The following is a 19011-nucleotide window of genomic DNA, read 5'->3' as shown; positions in this document are numbered from 1 at the left end:
CAACTCCTTCTTTTTACTTATATTACCATTTTATACAAATGTGTAATATACTACAATCAACTTTATTCATAAAATAAAAAAATTGCCAAGGCTACTGCAAAAACTTTTCCGGACGTAAAAAAAAAGAACTTTGAAAACTCAAAGTTCTTTTTATTTTATTAAAGTATTAGTCTTACTTAATGCTTTAATAAATACCTCTACTATTTCCTTATCAAATTGAGTACCACTACACCTTCTTAACTCTTCTACTCCTTCTTTAAAACTCTTTCGTACATTATATGGTCTATTAGTTGTCATAGCATCAAAACTATCAGCTATAGTAAGTATTCTTGCTAGATATGGTATTTCCTCTCCTTTTAAATTACTAGGATACCCTTTTCCATCATACCTTTCATGATGATATAAAATTAATGGTATAACATTTCTAAGTGCTTTAACTGGCTTTATTATCTCCACACCACTTTCAGGATGCTTTTTAAGCTGCATCCATTCATCATCTGAAAGCTTCATTTTCTTACTAAGTATGTCTTCATCTATATTAATCTTCCCTATATCATGCATATAAGCACCATATATTAAAGTATCTCTATCACTTTTAGATAAATTTAATTCCTCCGCAATAGCCCTACAATATATAACTACTCTTTCAACATGTCCATATGTATATCTATCTTTAGCATTTATGATACTAATAAATGTCTTTATTGATGTCACAAGTTCTATATCTTTCCCCTCAATATTTTTAGTTATTTCATCTAAAACCGACGAATAGGATTCAACCCTATTCTTAGAAAAGAACTTTGCTCTGTACAATGCATCATCCGCACTCTTTATTAATTCTAAATCATCTTTAGCTTTATCAGGATATACTGATACACCTATAGACACAGTTATTCTCCCACTTGGCTGATTCTCTTCTCCATAAAAATACGTAAGTTCAACTTCTTTACGCAATTTCTCTGCAACTTTTAATCCTTCTTCTTCTGTAGTATTTGGTAATATAACTGCAAACTCTTCTCCTCCATACCTTGCTACTATATCACCTTCTCTTACATTATCAGATATAAGCTTAGCTATACCTCTTAATATTTCATCTCCTCTTTGGTGTCCATACAAATCATTATAATGTTTAAAATAATCAATATCTAAGAATATTAAAGATATCTTTTCTTCTTTACATTCACTTATCATTTTCTTTAAACTCTCATAGAAAAATCTATGATTATATACCTCTGTTAATCCGTCTTTGTTTACTACCTCTTCTAGATGCTCTATATACTCCTGCTCTATCCTTACATATATCCCTAATATCCAAGCAGTTACAATAAAAATAGCCGATAAAATCAAATCTTTTTCAAAGTTATTATTAACCTTATCGTTAAACCCAATAATTAAATCCATAATCAAGATTATACCAGACGAAATTCCAGCTACACTTATGCCTTTTTTCATCCCCTCTTGTATAGTTGCAGATATAATCAGGAATAAATACAAGAACTTATATTCACTCTCATATCCTCCAAAAAATATAATTATAGCTGAAAATAAAATTATATATATCTCCATTTCATACTTCTTTAATATTTTGATGTACCACTTATTAGAGTTTGTAGAGATTGAACTAATCCATATAACATAAATAATAACCAAAAACAGCAATGGTAAAATAACTATGTTTAAACTAAATACTTCATACGGATTTTCTTGGGAAATTGTATTCCTATCATATAAATACTTACACAATATAATCCCTAAAGATAATAATGATATTATCTTTATCATATCTATTATATTTCTTAATTGAGCTTCTTTTGTATTTTTAACTTTATTCATATTCTCATACCTCTAAACTTGTAATGAGACCAATTAAGGTCTCATTACGCTTAGTCTTGCTATTTGTCTCTTAAACATTCTGGTTCTTCTGGTTGATAGAAATACCATGTACAAGCAGATGTAGCAACTATTGAAGCAATGAAAGTTGATATTGCTGCTAGAGACATTAAAATTTTCTTTTTCATGTTATCACCTACCTTTCATTATATTTACAATAGCTAATTCTTACCAAATAAATAATGAGCACTTTTAGTTAGCGAGAATACCTGCCAAACTATAGAAAAACACATACACAAAGTGTATACAATGTATTTCTGTCCCCCACTTAAGTGGAAAAGTATAATATTTAAAGTGATAATTATTAAATAGATAGTTAATATCACTATTGAAGCTTTTTTTAATCTCATTCTCTTTTCTTCTTTTTTTATAGGCTTGGCCAAACTGTCTATAGGTGCATATTTAAATATAATTACGTAAGACCAAATAAATATACATAGGCATATAAGTATAATAAGACTTATAGAAATATCTATTTTTTTACTTATTATCCCTATTCCTATACACATTACTGTTCCTATTGCTGTACACTTTCCAGGTGAATCTGCATGCACCCCACCAGAACTTTTCCTTAAGATACTTCCTGTAAATGAAGCTATAAGCGCTTCTATTAGCACTCCAAAGATCAATCCAAATACTACCACTAACCCTATTGACATAAATATCTGGATTAATGAAAAAATCCCGTAATTAACCACAGCTTCTTTATATTTATCCAAGTCTAATTCTTTCGAAATAAAACTTGATAACCTCTTGCATAATTGCTCTACGCTAAGCATTTACTTTCCCTCTTTTTCATATATAAATTATATAAAGATATACATATAGCAAAAATTAATAAAGATGGTAATCCACATATAGTCTTTATTTTAATATTCTCAAACATAACTGTAATATCATTTTTAAAGATAATATTAAGTAAACCTACATTCAAAAACTCTGATCCAAATAATATTATAGTTGATAAAATTGACGCTTTTATAGTTTTAATAGGGTCAATTTTGCAAACTCTTATTACTACTACACTTTGAAAAATTATATTTAGAATAGTATGTACCCCATAACCAATAGGAAGGTTTCTTATTAAAAACACACCTACATTGGATACTAAAATTGCTATTATAAAATCTTTTTTTTGTATTTTTGTTCTTGAAAAAATATATGCTGCTAGAATAAATAGTACTAACTCTGGAATTCCCCTAAAAACGAATTCAAATAAAGTTATTCTTAACATTATATATCCACCTCCAAATATTTATCATTAGCTTTTTTTATGGAATAGAAAATTACTAAAAAAACGAATACCCTTATAAGTACATCTCCTACACTTAAGATGCTATATCCTAAGTCTATATAGTCAGTTAAAATTTTAAATTTAGAAGCACTACTACCTAAAACATGTATATCCTTTACAACATTAAAACTTTCTGGCTTCACATATCCTGTCATATATGAAATGGAAGGAAATACTGGCATAAACCCATCATTTGCTTTAATTGCTACATCATTTAAAATTCCCCCACCAAATACGCAAGCAGCTCCTATCAATGCTATATTGTATATCTCATATTTAAATACTAGAAATAAATATGATGTAAGATATATAGTTTTTAAAAAGGATACTATTCTTAACATTTGATAGTTCTCATTAAAAATCATAACTTGTCCAATTACACTTATAATTTCTAAAACAACTATGGGATATATATGCCATGTTTTAAAAATAGGCTTTATACTAAGCTTTTTAATTCTTGCAAATAAAAAAGCTAGCAATATAGTTTCTAACATGCTTCTCCTACTTTCTAATGTACATTTAACTTAGATTTCTATTTTATCCCTTACATTTTATCACCTTATGGTTTTTTTTTCTACAATTGTATATATAAAATTCTTAATACCTTGCAATATCTACTATTTATAATTTCCTAGACGTTAAAAAAAGACAATTATATTACATATAATTATCTTTTTTGCAAAACTTAGTCTATAACTCTTTTCTAATAAAAGTATTTTTTTCTACCTTAAATGGAACTTTTACCTTGCAGATCATTCCCGGATGTGGACATCCTTCTACTTTTTCTCCATCTTCATTATATAATTCACTTACAACAAATTCTTTTCCCATTTCTGTAGGGGATAAAACTTCAACCTTATCACCTAGTACGAATTTATTTCTTTGTCTACATGTAGCTATTCCTGTTTCTTTATCATAATCTAAAACAATTGCTACCACATCATAATCTCTAACATGGAAATTTGTATTATATATTAATCCCTCACTCTTTGGTTCATTAAAAAAGAATCCTGTATAATATTCTCTATGACTTACTTTATATAATTCTTCTTTAATTTCTTTTGGAAGCTTATATTCTTCTGGATTTTCATAATATAAATCTATGGCTTTTCTATATGCATTTACAACTAAAGCCACATAATACTCACTTTTATTTCTTCCTTCTATCTTAAGGGATGAAATTCCAGCATTCATTAATTCAGGAATATGATCTATCATACATAAATCCTTTGAGTTCATTATATATGTTCCCTTAGAATCTTCTTCTATAGGGAAGTACTCATTAGGTCTCTTTTCTTCTACTAATGAATATTTCCATCTACAAGATTGTGCACAAGATCCTCTATTAGAATCTCTTCCAGTCATATAACTTGAAAGTAGACATCTTCCAGAATAAGATATACACATAGCTCCGTGAACAAACACTTCTAATTCTAACTCCTCAGATATATTTTCTCTTATATCCTCTATTTCCTTCAAGGAACATTCTCTTGCTAGTACAACACGTTCTGCTCCAAGTGTTTCCCACATGTTGCAAGCTTCATAATTTATTGTATTAGCTTGTGTACTTATATGTATAGGAAGATTTGTATGCTTTTTTACTACTGATAAAACACCTAAATCAGATACTAAAACTGCATCAATTCCTATTTCTTCAAGAGTTTTTAAATAAGGAATCATCTCTTTTATCTCTTCATTTCTAGGCATTACATTAATTGTACAATACATCTTTTTCCCTAATTCATGAGCTATTTTAACTCCTTCTCTCATATCATCAAAAGAAAAGTTTTGTGCTGCTGCTCTTAAAGAAAATGACTTACCTCCAAAGTAAACTGCATCTGCTCCATATTGAAATGCTATCTTTAACTTTTCTAAATTTCCTGCTGGTGCAAGTAGTTCAGGTTTTTTATATTTCATAATCATGTTTACCACCTTACATCTAATATCGCTATATATGACCTTATCAAAATTATTATTTTTTATCAATATAAAATAATAATTATACTAGTATTTTTTTCTTTATATACTGAAGGGTTTTATCTTCTCCATTTTCAGCTAACATTTTTAGTAACTCTTCTAATAACCTTCTGCTTTCAGGGTGAATTAGATAATTATCCTTTCTTTCTTCATAATATTCTAATGAACTACTATCCTTATATTTTTCCTTTAAGTAATTTTTAGATGCACACATTCTATCTACAAACATTTCCACTACATACTTTGTGGGCATTCTCATTCCCATTAATCCATCCTCTTCTCTTATTCCATAGTCTATCCAATATTCAAAATGATGTTTATTTCTTCCTTTATGATGAAGCCATGCCGGTGAACATCCTTCTTTTACCTTTTGAATCCCATTAGGACTTACATATCCCTTATAGTATTTTATACCTGCTGAAAACTCTATCCAAGAATATTTTGATAAATCATGTAATACACCTTGTTTATACAAACCTAGTTTAAAGCAATATTTCATTACCAATAACTTATGTGATGTTATTGTTTTAAAATGATTTATACAATTCATCTCCGTCCCCCCTAACAATAAAAATATATCACTATTAAATAAAAAAGTGGAGTGGATATTTATTTTGCTTGTTCCGTCGCAAGCTCCAAGTCACATCAAAAAAAGAAAACTCTTAACAAGGTAAGAGCTTTCTTAAAAAATTATTCAAAATAGCATACTATTGGATCCCCAACCTTTATACTATTATATATTTTACTTGCCACATTATAAGGTAAGTTTATACATCCATGAGATCCATTATTTTTATATATACTTCCTCCAAAACTATTTCTCCAGGTTGCATCATGAAGACCTATACCACCATTAAATGGCATCCAGTATGTTACTGGTGATGCATAACCAGGTCCTCTTAAAATCCTATCTCTTTCTTTAGACTTTAGCTTGTATACTCCTTGGGGAGTTTCCCATCCACTGCTGACATTACCAGTTACAATATCACCTTCAGCAACTAAAGCTCCATCTTTATAACACCATATATGCTGTTTTGTTAAATTCACCTCTACATAGGTATTCCCAATATCAGAACTTGTTCCATTCATTGTACTTTGGGAAATATTATATTCCTTTGTAACAGTTTGTCCATTCTTTATTGCAGAAACAACTTCATCTACGTATCCCGTATTATTAATTTTTCTACCATAATCTCCTCCAGAAACATTAACTATATTTCCTGAAGATGCCTTAAAGCTTCTAGTTTTACCTACTGTATTATAACTAGAAGTTAAATTATTTATATAAGATGTTATTTTAGTCTTGTCTATGCCAACATTGTAATTTTCATCTAATGTTATCCATTGGCTTATTGTTTCTCCATCTATATATTTGCTCTTATCTAAAATCTTTAATGTTATTTTTGAAGATACATACTTATCCATTGTAGCCTTAGCATTTGTTACCTCTTTAGACTTAGAATTGTAATTAGGCTTTGTATAGCAGCCTGCTTTCTCTAAATCTATTTCTTTTTTATGATTATTTATAGCATCACTTATACTTTTTAAAAGGACTTCTTTATTTATATACTTTCCGTTATCTTCTGGAATAATATCATACTTATAATTACTATATACTAAATTAGGATTCTTAGGTTTTATCATATTTTCTTCGTTAAGGCATTTTAATTCATTTATCTTTTTTTCTAATAATTTTTCATCATATTTCAATAATTTTTCCACTTTATATTCTTCTTTAGAGAATAAAGAACTTATCCACCCTAATGGATTTTGTTCATCTTTTATATCTTCAATTTTTTCTTCATTTATATCGAAATATAGACCAATATCTTTCCCACTTATTGTTTCCTCATTTCCTCCTCTTTCTTTAATTGTTAAGGAATAATTTTCACCATCTAATGAAAGTTCCCCTTTTACCTCATTTACAGTTTTTCCAGATATACTAATACTATTAATAGAAGCTCCGAAATAAAATCTATCTTTAAAATAGATCACAAAAGCTAAATATAATATTACAGCAGTACCTAGTATTGTAAAAATCACCAACTTCCTTTTATTTTTCCTCTTTTTCTTATCATGCCCCTCCATGTACAAGACTCCTTAAATTGTTATATAAATATCATATAAAAACATTTATTTTATGCTACTTTATACTATGTTTTATTAGTAGCTTTTAAAACATTTTTGCTTATTTTTTCATATTAAACTAAGTACATATTGGTATAATTCTTTGGATAACCTATACCTATATAAATTAATAAGGTGGTTATGCGTATGAAAAAGATATTAGTAGGTCTTCTAAGCTTTTTATTAATATTTTCTAATATATATGTAATTTCTAAAGCTAATGAAACTAATAATTATGAAAGAACTATGAAACAAGATATACTAACTCTTATGATTGCATATCCAGAGTCTGTACAAGGAGTTGTTAAAGAGAATGATAAGGTATATTGCGTTATGGCCTCTGGGAAAAAAATCTTATATGATGACAAAAGAGAAAAAACACATGATGAAAAGTTAGCAAATGCTGATTTGCAAGATACCTTAGAACAAATCTATCCCTTAAACATAATAGACAATATTATGGAGAAAAACTTTGAACCTGGAAGAATAAGAAATTATGAATTATTGAATGAAGTATATGGCTCTTCAAAAAGTGCTATAGAAAAGAATTTAAAACCCTTAAAATATGGATATACCAACTATCAATTTAATTCTAAAAATAATGCAAATTTTTCTTTAGAACAGGCTTTGAAAGAAGTTATGCCATTAGCACAGAGTAGAAATGATATTGGAGCAATATTATATCCTGCTAGTGGAACTTATAATTATAGAATAATATCTGGAACTGGTAGATTAAGTGCTCACTCTTATGGAATAGCAATAGATTTAAAAAGTGATCCTAGGGATTATTGGAAGTGGTCCACACCTGAAAAAGGTAGATCCAGACTATTAGAGTACCCAAGGGAGCTTATTGAGGCATTTGAAAATAATAATTTTGTGTGGGGAGGTAAATGGGGCCACTTTGACATCTTACATTTTGAATATAGACCTGAAATAATAATAAAAGCTAAATATTTTAGTAATAGTGATTTAGAGAAGCCATGGTTTCATGGTGTTCCTTCTAATGATGAACATATAAAAAAATGTATTGAACTAATAGATAGTACACTTAAAGAGGGGGAATATTCATGAAGCACTTTGTAACAAAACTTATTATTTTTATATTACTATGCTCAACAATAATCACATACTTTCCAAAAACTATTAGTGCAGATACAGAATCAACAAAAGATGAAATGAAAAAATATGTAGAAAATATATTTTTAATAAAAAGTAAGTCTGTATTAACTGAAGATTTAGATTCTATCCATTCACTTTATGACACCAATACTAGAAATGGACAGTGGGCATATGAATACGAAGAAAGAAAAGTAAAATATATTAATAATTGGGCCCAAAAACAAGGCATAAAATTAACAAGTATTACACCTAAAATAGTATTTAGAAAAGCAAATGTTGGAGAAAAGGTATGTTCCTTCTATATACTATGTAATACTGAATATAATTATATATATCCTGATGAACCTCTTAAGGTAAATAGCTGTAAAATTGGAACATATCATTCCTTCCAACTTACTAAAAAAGATGGTGAATGGATAATTACAAAGGAATGGTATACAGACCCCTTTGCAGATTCACTACAATTAGAAAATATAAAGGTTGATTCAATCAAGGAATATATAAAGTCTCAGCCAGCTAGAGACTTTTCTAATTTAGATAAGAGAAGAGTATCAGCCATAGAATATGCAAAAAAGTACTGTGGTGCTGCTTCTACAGAAGATACAAAATTTAAATATAATAAAAATTATAGAGACTTCAATCCTGAAGGCGGGGACTGTGCTAACTTTGCTTCTCAAATACTTCATGAGGGTGGAAAGTTTAAGAAAAACGGCTCTTGGAATTATGATAAAGGAAGTCCCAGTGCTTCTTGGGTTAATGCAGATAAGTTCACCTCTTATTGGCTTTATAGCGGAAGGGCTTCTTTAATTTCTAAAGGAAGCTACGAAAAAGTCTATAAAGACTCTTATAAACTTCTTCCTGGTGATTTTGTAGCCTATGAAAAGAAAGGAGATATTACACATATTTCTGTTGTAAGCGGTGCAGATTCTAAAGGATATACTTTAGTAACCTGCCACAATACAGATAGATGTGACGTTCCTTGGGACTTAGGTTGGAGTGATAAAAAAATGAAATTCTGGCTAATTAGAGTACACTTTTAAAATAAGCTGTATCAGTTTCTGATACAGCTCATTTTTTTCTAACCTGCTCTTCTTATACTGCTCTTCTTGCACGCTATCTTCTTATATCCAACTAAGGATATAACCCCGAAGAATACTGTTATAGCTATATATTGTCCCAAAACCTTTAGCACAAACATTACACTGATAAAACCTGCTAAATTACTTGCAAGGAAAATTAATGTTATCTGAATCAATACAAGGATATTTACTATAAAATAGTAATATATCACTTCAAATAGTATTATTTTACTTATTTCTTTATAAGAATATCCCATAAGTCTTAATTGTTCAAAATTCTCTTTTCTTCTATAGGCTTCAATAAAGAACTTATACATTATTGTAAAATTTAATATTACAACAACAAATATAAAGCTTGCTAAAGCAAAGGTGTTTATTACACTATACTCTTGATACTGACCTATAACTACAATTGTAACTACTGCAGTTATTATATACATTAATACTAATGATGTAGATCTTTTTATTGATGCATATAAATTACTTATAATAATTAACTTTATCTTATCAGTTATAAAGGTTTTGTTTTTATAATCAGCTAAAGCATTTGGAATTACATACCTTACTACTCCTTGAATACCAAAAATAGATGTTACTATAGCTGCTAACATTACAAATGCTATATCTTTTCTTGATACAGGTAATAAAAGCGAAATTAAAGGAATAAAATAAAAGATAATATATATATACGTCTTCATTTTTGACCTTTTAACGTTAGGAATAAAGCTACTTTTCTTTTTTATTATTAATTCCTTAATTTTCTTTTTGTATATTTGTCCTGAATTTATTAGAAATACCACTAAACATTCTACAATTGTCATTATTATAGTTATTGCTAAAGATTGTGTACATACATAGGTTGTTGGATTTTCTATATTAATCATTTGAAAAACTTTTCTCATAATAATTGGATTAATAATATATCCTAAAATACACCCAAATAAAATAGCAACTAAACTCATTATAAGATTTCTTACTGAAATTATTATAAATATCTCAAAGGTAGATTTTCCAGATAGTGTTATAACTCCATATTCTTTATACTTATCTTCTAAATAATATGAGTTTGCAAATATCATAAATAGTATTAATACGCTTAAAACTACAGCTCCTAATATTGATAGAATCGTATATTCATATGATCTTTGAGGAACAATCTCTTCATTATATATTATATTGAAGCTTACAAATATTATGGCTATAGACATAGTCATTGTTATCATATAAAAATAGTTTTCTTTTAAATCATTTTTTATTGTTAAAAAGATATACTTAAATACGCCCATAAGCTCCCCCTATAACATATCAATTAAATTTTGAGAATCTTTTGAAGTAATATCAACAATTTTATAGAAATATTCTTTTTGACTTTCTTCCCCTCTATTTAAAACTGCTTCCACTTTACCATCTCTAATGAAAATCAATTTTTTCGAGTAGCTTGCAATAATATTATCATGGGTAACCATAATAATTGTTATTCCTTCATCATTTAATTCTTTTAACATTTTCAATAACTCATGAGAATTTTTAGTATCTAAACTACCTGTTGGTTCATCAGCTATTATTATCCTAGGATTACTAACTAAGGCTCTTGCACATGCAATTCTTTGACTTTGTCCACCTGAACACTGTGCTGGATATTTATTTAGCAACTGGGTTATTCCTAATTTACTTGAAATTGCATTAACTCTTTCTATAATTTCTTTTTTTGGTTTTGAAGCTAAGATTAACGGAATAGCAATATTCTCTTTTACAGTTAAATTATCTAAAAGATTAAAATCCTGAAAAATAAATCCTAGATTTTCATATCTAAATTTACTTAACTCCCTTTCCTTCATGGATTGCAAATTTTTTCCCTTAAAAAATATTTTTCCTCTTGATACTTCATCTATAGTAGAAATAACATTTATAAGTGTAGATTTTCCTGATCCAGATGGTCCCATAATACATGTAAAATCACCTTCTTTTACACTGATATCGATACCATTTAAAGCAATACATTCTTCTTTTCCTTCTCCGTATATCTTGTATAGGTTCTTACCAACTAACAAACCTTCTCCTAATTCTTCACCATCTTCTATTGTTGCATCCTCATCAAATATTTTTATATCCATCTTATTTTCTATAAACTTAAATTCTTCAATACTTAATGACAACTTTAAAGTTATAAAGGACATTGGAGTAAAAACACCTGTTTTTTTCAATTTACATGGTAGCCTATTAATATTAATAAGCACTTTCTCATTTTCTTTATAATAGGTAAATCTTTTTATATCTTTACCCTGCTTAAAATAAAATAGTAATTCATCTTCTTCATTAGTGAATATTACACTTCCTTTATTAGTTAACAGGATGCATACATCATTATATTCGCTTTTGTCATTCTCGTTAGGTAAATGATTCATAAGTGAATTTACAATTATTGAGCTTATCACTTTGTAAATCACCTTTTCTTCTTTCCCTAACACACTTTTAATTTCATTTGACATATTAACCACCTCACCATATTCCATATTATTATTGTACTTCCTTTTTATAGGAAAGACAATCTATATTTATATTTATCGAAATAAATTTTTACTGTATATTATGCTAATAAACGAAAAAAGATGATTAGTTTTTTTACTAATCATCCATTTCAAAAAGTTTTACCTTTATTTTATTTACTAACTCTTCAAACTCACTATTTAATAATTCAAATTTTATATCTGCATAGGTTGGAATACCACCAATTCCGTTTTCTCCAACAACCTTCAACTTTTCACCAGTACAAATTATCTTGTTATCCTTCTTCAAACATTTTATCTTTTTATTATCAACAATATCATATCCATTTATTTTCTCGTATATATCTACTCCAAATATCTTCTCATATGATTTGAAGTCTATAACATTATCATTTTTATCAAAATAAGTATATGCATAAATATAATCTAATTTCCCAAGCACCTTATTTTTTAATACTAAATGAATCAATACCCTACCCTTATCTGTGAAAACAAGTTCTGAGTTTAACACATTATTAACCTCATTAATGCTCTTTATATTGACACGCACTTGTTCCTTTATATAAAGTACTGCTTCTTCACTTTTAAAAACATACTTAGATAATAAGCTAGGTATAGAAAATTCTTTTATCTTTTCTCTTGCAGTGTTTGTTAGAAAAAATACTCCTTCCCTACTATATAGATAAGAATTTTGAATCAATTCCTCTCTTAGCTTTTCTATATCCATAGTATATTTGTATAAAATGCAATTTAAGGCTCCTATAGTATATGATTCTTCTGTATCAAAACCTCGTACTATATATTCTAATATAATCTTTTTCTTTTCCTTCTGAACTGGAATAGAAGTTAACCTTCCATTTTTGAAATAGGATTTTAAAACTTCATTCCTATATTTTATTTCTCTTTCTTTTTGTTCGTCTAAATCACTATTAGTATTACTAATTAAATCTATCACTTTGCTTTCTAATAGCTCTGTATTTAAAGAAAATACTACATAGTACTGTTCCTTATTTGATTTAACAATGCCACACTCTTCAAGCTTCTTAAGATGAAAGGACACCGTAGACTGAGCTAACTCTAACCTTTGAGATAATAACTCTACATACATAGGTCCCTCAATTCTTAATGTATTTACTATTCTTAATCTAGACTTATCACCTAATGCTTTAAATAATTGAATACTATCCATCTTACACCATTCCACTTTATTCCTTACTTATACATTATCTTGTCTATATTCAGAAGGGCTTTTCCCAACATACTTTTTAAATTTCTTTGAAAAATGCTTTTCATTAGCGTATCCAACTAATAAACTTACTTCATAGACTTTTATATTGCTGTCTAATAAATAATTCTTAGCCTTATCAATTCTAACTTTATGTATGAAATCTAAAAAGTTAACCCCAGTTTCTTGCTTAAATAACTTACTTAAATAAACAGGTGTTATAAAGATTTCATCTGCTACCTTAGCTAAAGATAATTCAGTATCACTATAGTTTTTATCTATATATAAAATTACTGACTTAATTAGTTCATTATCAGTATGGAAGCTTGTCTGCCTTTTAATTTCTTTTAAAAACCCATTAACTTCACACTTTATTTTATCTATAGTATTACACTTCAATATTCTCTCATATACTATTATCTTATTATAATATTTTGACTTTATACTACTATTGCCAAGGCACTTCTTGCATATAATTCCTAATAATCTATTTGTAGCCTCTTGTATATGAATTTTACTTAAAGCCCCATTATTTATAAGAGAGGAATAAAATCTATCTACATTCTTATAAATTCCTTCCTCATCATTGGCTTTAAATGAATCTATTATATCCTTAGTTTCATCTACAGGGTAAAAATCTAATTCAGCCAAATAAGTTCTTACGTTTTTTGTACTTATTACTTGTCCATCTCCATAAATCATTTTAAATTCCAAAACTGATTTTGCTGATTTATATGATTTGGATAGTTCGCTTAATGAATCAAATATTTTTCCTACAGCCATAGTTACAGAAGTATCAAAGTATATCTTAATCTTATCTTTTATTAATTTACAATCATTTAGTATTTCATCATAGGTTATCCCCTCTTCAACACACATAACTAACAAAAGAACATTCTTATCTTTTACTACTTCATAATGATTATAGCTTGAAAACTGTCTATATATATAATCCTTTAGGGTATCTAATGTCTCATTAAATTTAGTCTTTTCAAACTCATTATCAATATCTATAATTGTAGTTACTATTGGGGATTTTATAATATTAATGGTATACAATTTTATAATCTCCATTATTCCATTGAAATCATCAATGTTACCATGAAGCATTTCTCTTAAAATACTTTCTTTAACTATAGGTATATTCTTTCTAAATACACTTATATTATCTTCATTCTTTTTATCCTCTAAGTCTTTTTTTACTATTAATACTTCTTTAATAATATTAAGACTATTACATGGATTAAATAAAAAATATAATTTTTTACCACTATATCTTTCATTTATAACCTGAATATTTTCATATGAGCTTACAATGATAAATTCTGCATTTATGGAACCATCACCTGTTTTATTTAACACCTCTAAAATTTCTTCATAATCATTATTATTTAATATAATAATGTCAGGATTATGAAACTTTATAGCTTCATATGCATCTTTAATTACCACTTTATCACATACACTTAGATCATACTTTTCCCACTCTAAATGTATATAATTATCCTCTTGTCTTTTAAAACGTTCATCTACTATAAGTACTTTATACATTTTTATCCCCTCTATCTTAAGTACAAACCATCAATTACTAAATATTGATTTTAATTCTTATTATACCTTACTTTTGAATAATATCATATATACTTCATTAAAAATGAATACCTTTTTGTATAATTTTGAGTACTTTAACAAATCATGTATCCATTATATAATTTAAATATAGTTAAGAGTTGATTGTTTATTATAAACACCCTATTTATATTATCAACTCTACATACTTAATATTTGTGCCGAAATATTTTATAACTTAATATAGGTTTATATGCGGTTATAAGTACCCCCAAAAATAGGTAGGCTCCCCATTATTCCTACCTATTTTTTTGTTCCCTAAAATTAAAAAATCATATTGTAATATCGATTCATATCTCTCTCTAATTTTAATAAATCTAAATTTCTACCAACTCTTATATATTCTTTACCATCTATAAACAATAAGAATACAGGTACAGAAAATATCCCATAGGATGCAGCTATATCTAAATGTTCTTCTCCATTTATTTCACAAGATCTTATATTAGGATACTTTTTTAATATATGTTCTATTTTAACTTTTATTACTTTGCAAGCTCCACAGGAATCTCCAGAAAAATAAACAACCATCATTCTATTAGAATTAATCGATTTCTTAATCTCATCTACTGAATTAAATATATCCAACTCAAACACCCCTATTTAATTTTAATTTTATCTTTAAGTTTTATTATCGCCTCATCCATTCTTTTTATTTTTGTTTCTTCTTTCTTTGCAGATGTTATCCACTGAATGTATTTTCTTTTATTAGAGTAGGATAAACTCTCATAAAATTCTTTTGCCTCAATATTATTATCTAATAAATTAGCAAACTCCTTGGGAACTTCTACTACTCTCTCTTCTTCATCCTTCTTAATTTCTACTTCTATTATATCTCCATAAGTTTTTTCTATTTTATTTCTTATTTCTTTGGTTATACCAATAATGTAACATGGTAATCCCATCTTCACTATTGAGCCACTATATTCTTCACCATTAAATTTTGCTTTAACCTTTACTCTTTTACACCCAAACTCTTTTTCTACATCTATTGGAACCTCTATATATGTTGCATCTTTTCCTTCATGTTTTTTTATTTCAGCATTAAATTTATATATCTTCATAATTTCCTCCTTAGTTTTTAATAATGATATTATATCACCTAAATTTCTTTATTATCATAAGTTATTTATATATTGATTTTTAAGGAGTACTAATATTGGACAATTTAAATTTGTCTATAAATTCAATTTTTAAATCTTATAATCCTACTAAACCTAATGCTTTTGCTAATTTACAAGGAGGAGTTTTAGCCCCAAATATACGGGGGAAGATTTTCTTATTTCAAGTAGAAAATGGAGTCTATATTCAAGCTTATATTACAGGTATACCCATGAAAAATTCTGAAGGAAAGGAAGTAAGATTTCATGGATTTCACATTCATGAAAAGGGTGATTGTTGCCTTGGTACAACTGATAATCCTTTCCCTTGCACAGGTGGACATGATAACCCAACTAACTCTCCTCACCCTTTCCATGCAGGAGACCTTCCACCTATATTATCATCTAATGGAGTAGGTATCTTATCTGTTTACACCACTTATTTTTCAGTTAATGATGTCCTTGGAAAATCTTTTATATTACATGAAAATCCAGATGACCTAAAAAGTCAACCTGCAGGTAATTCTGGCAAAAAGTTAGCATGCGGAGTAATTAAAGCATACAAATAAGGGATATGCCATTTAGGCATATCCTCTATTTTATCTTCACTCTAATGAACTTTTTCTTCCCTATTTTAATTACATCATTATTAATTAACTTAAAATCCATATCATTTATTTTTTCCTGATTTACTCTTACACCACCTTGTGCAATAAGTCGTTTAAATTCACTCTTGCTAGGTATAATATTATTTTGCACTAGTATAGGAATCAAATTCATTAATATATCGCTTTCTAACTCTATCTCAGGTATATTATCTGGTATATCCTTTTTTCTAAATGCTAAGTCATAAAACTCAATAGCCTCTTTAACCTCTAACTCTGAATGATATAGGGCTGTTATTATCTTAGCTAATTCAAATTTTATATCTCTTGGATTTTTACCTCTATCTAAATCTTTCTTTATTCTATCTATTTCATCTGGATGAACATCAGTTGCTAATTCAAAGTACTTTATAATTAATGCATCTGGAATTTCCATAACTTTTTTAAACATTATATTAGCAGGTTCATTAACTCCAATGTAATTTCCAAGGCTTTTACTCATTTTCTCAATTCCATCTAATCCCTCTAATATAGGCATAAACATAGCAATCTGTGACTCTTGCCCCATATATTTTTGTAATGTTCTTCCCATTAAAATATTAAATGTTTGGTCAGTTCCTCCTAGCTCTATATCAGCCTTTAATTCTACTGAATCATATGCTTGCATTAAAGGGTAAAAGAATTCATGAACACCTATTGGAATATTATTCTTGTACCTATTTTGAAAATCGTCCCTCTCTAACATACGTGCAACTGTTATTGTAGATGCCAGTTCAATAACCTTATCAAAAGTTATTTTACCTAACCATTCACTATTAAATCTTACTTCAGTTTTATCTACATCTAAAATCTTAAAAATCTGTTCCTTATAAGTTTGTGCATTTCTTTGAACTTCCTCTTCTGATAAAGCTTTTCTTCCCTTAGCTTTTCCTGTTGGATCTCCAATCTTTCCAGTAAAGTCACCAATTACAATTACAGCCTTATGCCCTAAATCTTGCATTTGTTTTATCTTTCTAAGAACAACAGCATGACCTAAGTGTATATCTGGTGCACTAGGATCTAATCCTAATTTTATAGTTAATGATTCATTATTCCTGCTAGCTCTCTCTAATTTATTCATAAGCTCTTCCTCATTAACTATCTTGTCTACCCCCTTCTTTATAATCTTCATTTGCTCCTCAACTGTTTTAACCATTTTAAACTCTCCTTATATTAAAATTTTAATATAAGCAAAATCTATAAGACTTTGAAATGCTTTTTAAATATAACTCTGAAATTAAGATAATAAATTAAAAGAAAATAAAAAAACTCCCATCCTTTATATCAAAAGGACGAGAGATTAAATCTTCGTGTTACCACCTTAAGTTTATAGACAACTTACATTGCCTACCTCTTCAAGTACTCCATATAATTGGTAATACTCTAGCACTATAACGTGTGCAGGGATCCGTCAACAGCCTACTAGATTAAATATCATTCGGTGTGAAGCTCAAAGATGTATTCATAATTAGTTTTTCTTGCACCTCTCATCATCCGGTTACTTTCTGTTAGAGTTCCTAATTACTACTTCTTCTTATCTTAGCTTTTCATATCTTATACTCCGAAATACATATAAAATGTAAATCTTCGTTATGCAAATATTAAGTTAAAGATATTGTATTCCTCATTGAACTTTTTGTCAACTACTAGAACAATATATTATACACCCCAATTATTGATATCTTTTCAAATTAGTGCTATAGTTTTTTTAAAAGTTAGGTGGTGATATTACATTATGAATATGCTTGAAAAAGTATTGTCATTTTTTTATTGGACAGATTTGTATAAATTAGTTTTGATATTTATGATTGGCTCCTTTATAGGATATATTGTTGAGATGTTATATTGTTACCTTAGGCATGGTCGTTTTGAAAGTAGAAAAGGAGTTATATATGGTCCCTTTAGCCCTGTTTATGGATTTGGTGCAATTGTTTTTACAATACTTTTATATAAACTAGAACATTTTAACGCTTTTATTATTTTTATAGTAAGTGCTGTTGTAGGGGCTATATTTGAATACATTTGCTCCTTTGTACAAGAAAAAACTATAGGAACAATTTCTTGGCAGTATAATAAAACTCCTTTAAACTTAGGTGGTAGAACAAGTGGTTTATATGCTTTATATTGGGGAGTACTTGGATTAATTTTTTTAAGACATACTCTTCCATACATAGAAATAAAAATAGATGAAATCCCAACTGAACTTGCTATATTAATAGCATTTACTTTTGGAATATTTATAGCTATTGATTTAATAATATCTGCTCTTGCAGTTAGAAGACAAACTAGTCGTGCACATGGTAAAAAGCCTAAAAATCATATTGATATCTTTTTGGACAAGCATTACCCTGATGAACGTTTAAAAAAGATATATCCTAATATGATTGTTATAAAAAAGAAATAGAAGGTTATGGTAATCA

Annotated in this window: 19 protein-coding genes and 1 other annotated feature; of the genes, 4 read left to right on the top strand and 15 right to left on the bottom strand. The window is 28.0% G+C overall.

Going from position 1 to position 19011, the window contains the following annotated elements; genetic code table 11:
* Positions 1 to 150 precede the first annotated feature (150 nt).
* The 8 genes from I4V16_RS07025 to I4V16_RS06990 form a co-directional block, all read right to left on the bottom strand.
* Positions 151 to 1833, bottom strand: coding sequence for a diguanylate cyclase (locus I4V16_RS07025; protein WP_049178502.1), 1683 nt, complete (start codon positions 1831 to 1833; stop codon positions 151 to 153).
* Positions 1834 to 1892: 59 nt separating this feature from the next.
* Entirely contained in the window at positions 1893 to 2018 is a 126-nt protein-coding gene (locus I4V16_RS07020) for a cyclic lactone autoinducer peptide (RefSeq protein WP_034866511.1), read from the bottom strand.
* Positions 2019 to 2051: 33 nt separating this feature from the next.
* Positions 2052 to 2669 (bottom strand): accessory gene regulator B family protein, encoded by a 618-nt coding sequence (locus I4V16_RS07015; protein ID WP_195966605.1) that lies wholly within the window; start codon positions 2667 to 2669, stop codon positions 2052 to 2054.
* Positions 2657 to 3124 carry a hypothetical protein gene (locus tag I4V16_RS07010; protein WP_049178504.1) on the bottom strand — a complete coding sequence of 156 codons (468 nt, stop codon included), beginning with the start codon at positions 3122 to 3124 and terminating at the stop codon, positions 2657 to 2659. The genes I4V16_RS07015 and I4V16_RS07010 overlap by 13 nt, the downstream gene beginning before the upstream one ends.
* Positions 3124 to 3678 (bottom strand): DUF5317 family protein, encoded by a 555-nt coding sequence (locus I4V16_RS07005; protein WP_049178505.1) that lies wholly within the window; start codon positions 3676 to 3678, stop codon positions 3124 to 3126. The genes I4V16_RS07010 and I4V16_RS07005 overlap by 1 nt, the downstream gene beginning before the upstream one ends.
* Before the next feature lie 196 nt (positions 3679 to 3874).
* A complete protein-coding gene (locus I4V16_RS07000; RefSeq protein ID WP_049178508.1) occupies positions 3875 to 5101 on the bottom strand; it encodes a U32 family peptidase in 1227 nt (408 codons plus the stop codon).
* Positions 5102 to 5183: 82 nt separating this feature from the next.
* Positions 5184 to 5711 carry a DUF5662 family protein gene (locus tag I4V16_RS06995; protein WP_049178506.1) on the bottom strand — a complete coding sequence of 176 codons (528 nt, stop codon included), beginning with the start codon at positions 5709 to 5711 and terminating at the stop codon, positions 5184 to 5186.
* Positions 5712 to 5851: 140 nt separating this feature from the next.
* Complete coding sequence (locus I4V16_RS06990; protein ID WP_195616996.1) at positions 5852 to 7249, bottom strand: L,D-transpeptidase family protein; 1398 nt, start codon at positions 7247 to 7249, stop codon at positions 5852 to 5854.
* Positions 7250 to 7435: 186 nt separating this feature from the next.
* On the opposite strand from I4V16_RS06990, the gene I4V16_RS06985 reads away from it, so the two are divergent.
* Positions 7436 to 8359 carry a M15 family metallopeptidase gene (locus I4V16_RS06985; RefSeq protein ID WP_195616997.1) on the top strand — a complete coding sequence of 308 codons (924 nt, stop codon included), beginning with the start codon at positions 7436 to 7438 and terminating at the stop codon, positions 8357 to 8359.
* Positions 8356 to 9447 (top strand): amidase domain-containing protein, encoded by a 1092-nt coding sequence (locus I4V16_RS06980; RefSeq protein ID WP_049179920.1) that lies wholly within the window; start codon positions 8356 to 8358, stop codon positions 9445 to 9447. The genes I4V16_RS06985 and I4V16_RS06980 overlap by 4 nt, the downstream gene beginning before the upstream one ends.
* Before the next feature lie 38 nt (positions 9448 to 9485).
* Here I4V16_RS06980 and I4V16_RS06975 read toward each other — a convergent pair whose 3' ends face one another.
* The 6 genes from I4V16_RS06975 to I4V16_RS06950 form a co-directional block, all read right to left on the bottom strand.
* A complete protein-coding gene (locus I4V16_RS06975; RefSeq protein WP_049179918.1) occupies positions 9486 to 10772 on the bottom strand; it encodes an FtsX-like permease family protein in 1287 nt (428 codons plus the stop codon).
* A gap of 9 nt (positions 10773 to 10781) precedes the next feature.
* The gene (locus I4V16_RS06970) at positions 10782 to 11975 is read right to left on the bottom strand and encodes an ATP-binding cassette domain-containing protein (RefSeq protein ID WP_242974222.1); all 1194 of its coding nucleotides are present in this window, start codon (positions 11973 to 11975) and stop codon (positions 10782 to 10784) included.
* A gap of 136 nt (positions 11976 to 12111) precedes the next feature.
* Positions 12112 to 13182, bottom strand: a complete 1071-nt coding sequence (locus I4V16_RS06965) for a metalloregulator ArsR/SmtB family transcription factor (RefSeq protein ID WP_049179917.1) — start codon at positions 13180 to 13182, stop codon at positions 12112 to 12114.
* Positions 13183 to 13209: 27 nt separating this feature from the next.
* Positions 13210 to 14769: a helix-turn-helix domain-containing protein gene (locus I4V16_RS06960; protein ID WP_049179915.1), complete on the bottom strand. Its 1560-nt coding sequence runs from the start codon at positions 14767 to 14769 to the stop codon at positions 13210 to 13212.
* 342 nt (positions 14770 to 15111) lie between these two features.
* Entirely contained in the window at positions 15112 to 15435 is a 324-nt protein-coding gene (locus I4V16_RS06955) for a thioredoxin family protein (RefSeq protein WP_111937339.1), read from the bottom strand.
* A gap of 11 nt (positions 15436 to 15446) precedes the next feature.
* Positions 15447 to 15911: a YdeI/OmpD-associated family protein gene (locus tag I4V16_RS06950; protein ID WP_099329000.1), complete on the bottom strand. Its 465-nt coding sequence runs from the start codon at positions 15909 to 15911 to the stop codon at positions 15447 to 15449.
* A 95-nt stretch (positions 15912 to 16006) separates the two neighbouring features.
* Between I4V16_RS06950 and I4V16_RS06945 the strand changes: the two genes are divergently transcribed.
* Positions 16007 to 16516, top strand: coding sequence for a superoxide dismutase family protein (locus tag I4V16_RS06945; RefSeq protein WP_207745417.1), 510 nt, complete (start codon positions 16007 to 16009; stop codon positions 16514 to 16516).
* Between the two features lie 25 nt (positions 16517 to 16541).
* Here I4V16_RS06945 and tyrS read toward each other — a convergent pair whose 3' ends face one another.
* A complete protein-coding gene (gene tyrS / locus I4V16_RS06940; RefSeq protein ID WP_195616999.1) occupies positions 16542 to 17747 on the bottom strand; it encodes a tyrosine--tRNA ligase in 1206 nt (401 codons plus the stop codon).
* Positions 17748 to 17876: 129 nt separating this feature from the next.
* Positions 17877 to 18141: a binding site (T-box leader), on the bottom strand.
* 185 nt (positions 18142 to 18326) lie between these two features.
* On the opposite strand from tyrS, the gene I4V16_RS06935 reads away from it, so the two are divergent.
* The gene (locus I4V16_RS06935) at positions 18327 to 18995 is read left to right on the top strand and encodes a putative ABC transporter permease (protein WP_243270445.1); all 669 of its coding nucleotides are present in this window, start codon (positions 18327 to 18329) and stop codon (positions 18993 to 18995) included.
* Positions 18996 to 19011: the final 16 nt, after the last annotated feature.

Origin of the sequence: Clostridium sp. 1001283B150210_160208_E6 (assembly GCF_015669365.1) — a bacterium.
In the GTDB taxonomy this organism is placed as follows: Bacteria; Bacillota; Clostridia; order Clostridiales; family Clostridiaceae; genus Clostridium; species Clostridium paraputrificum.
This window is presented reverse-complemented; position numbering and strand designations above follow the sequence as displayed.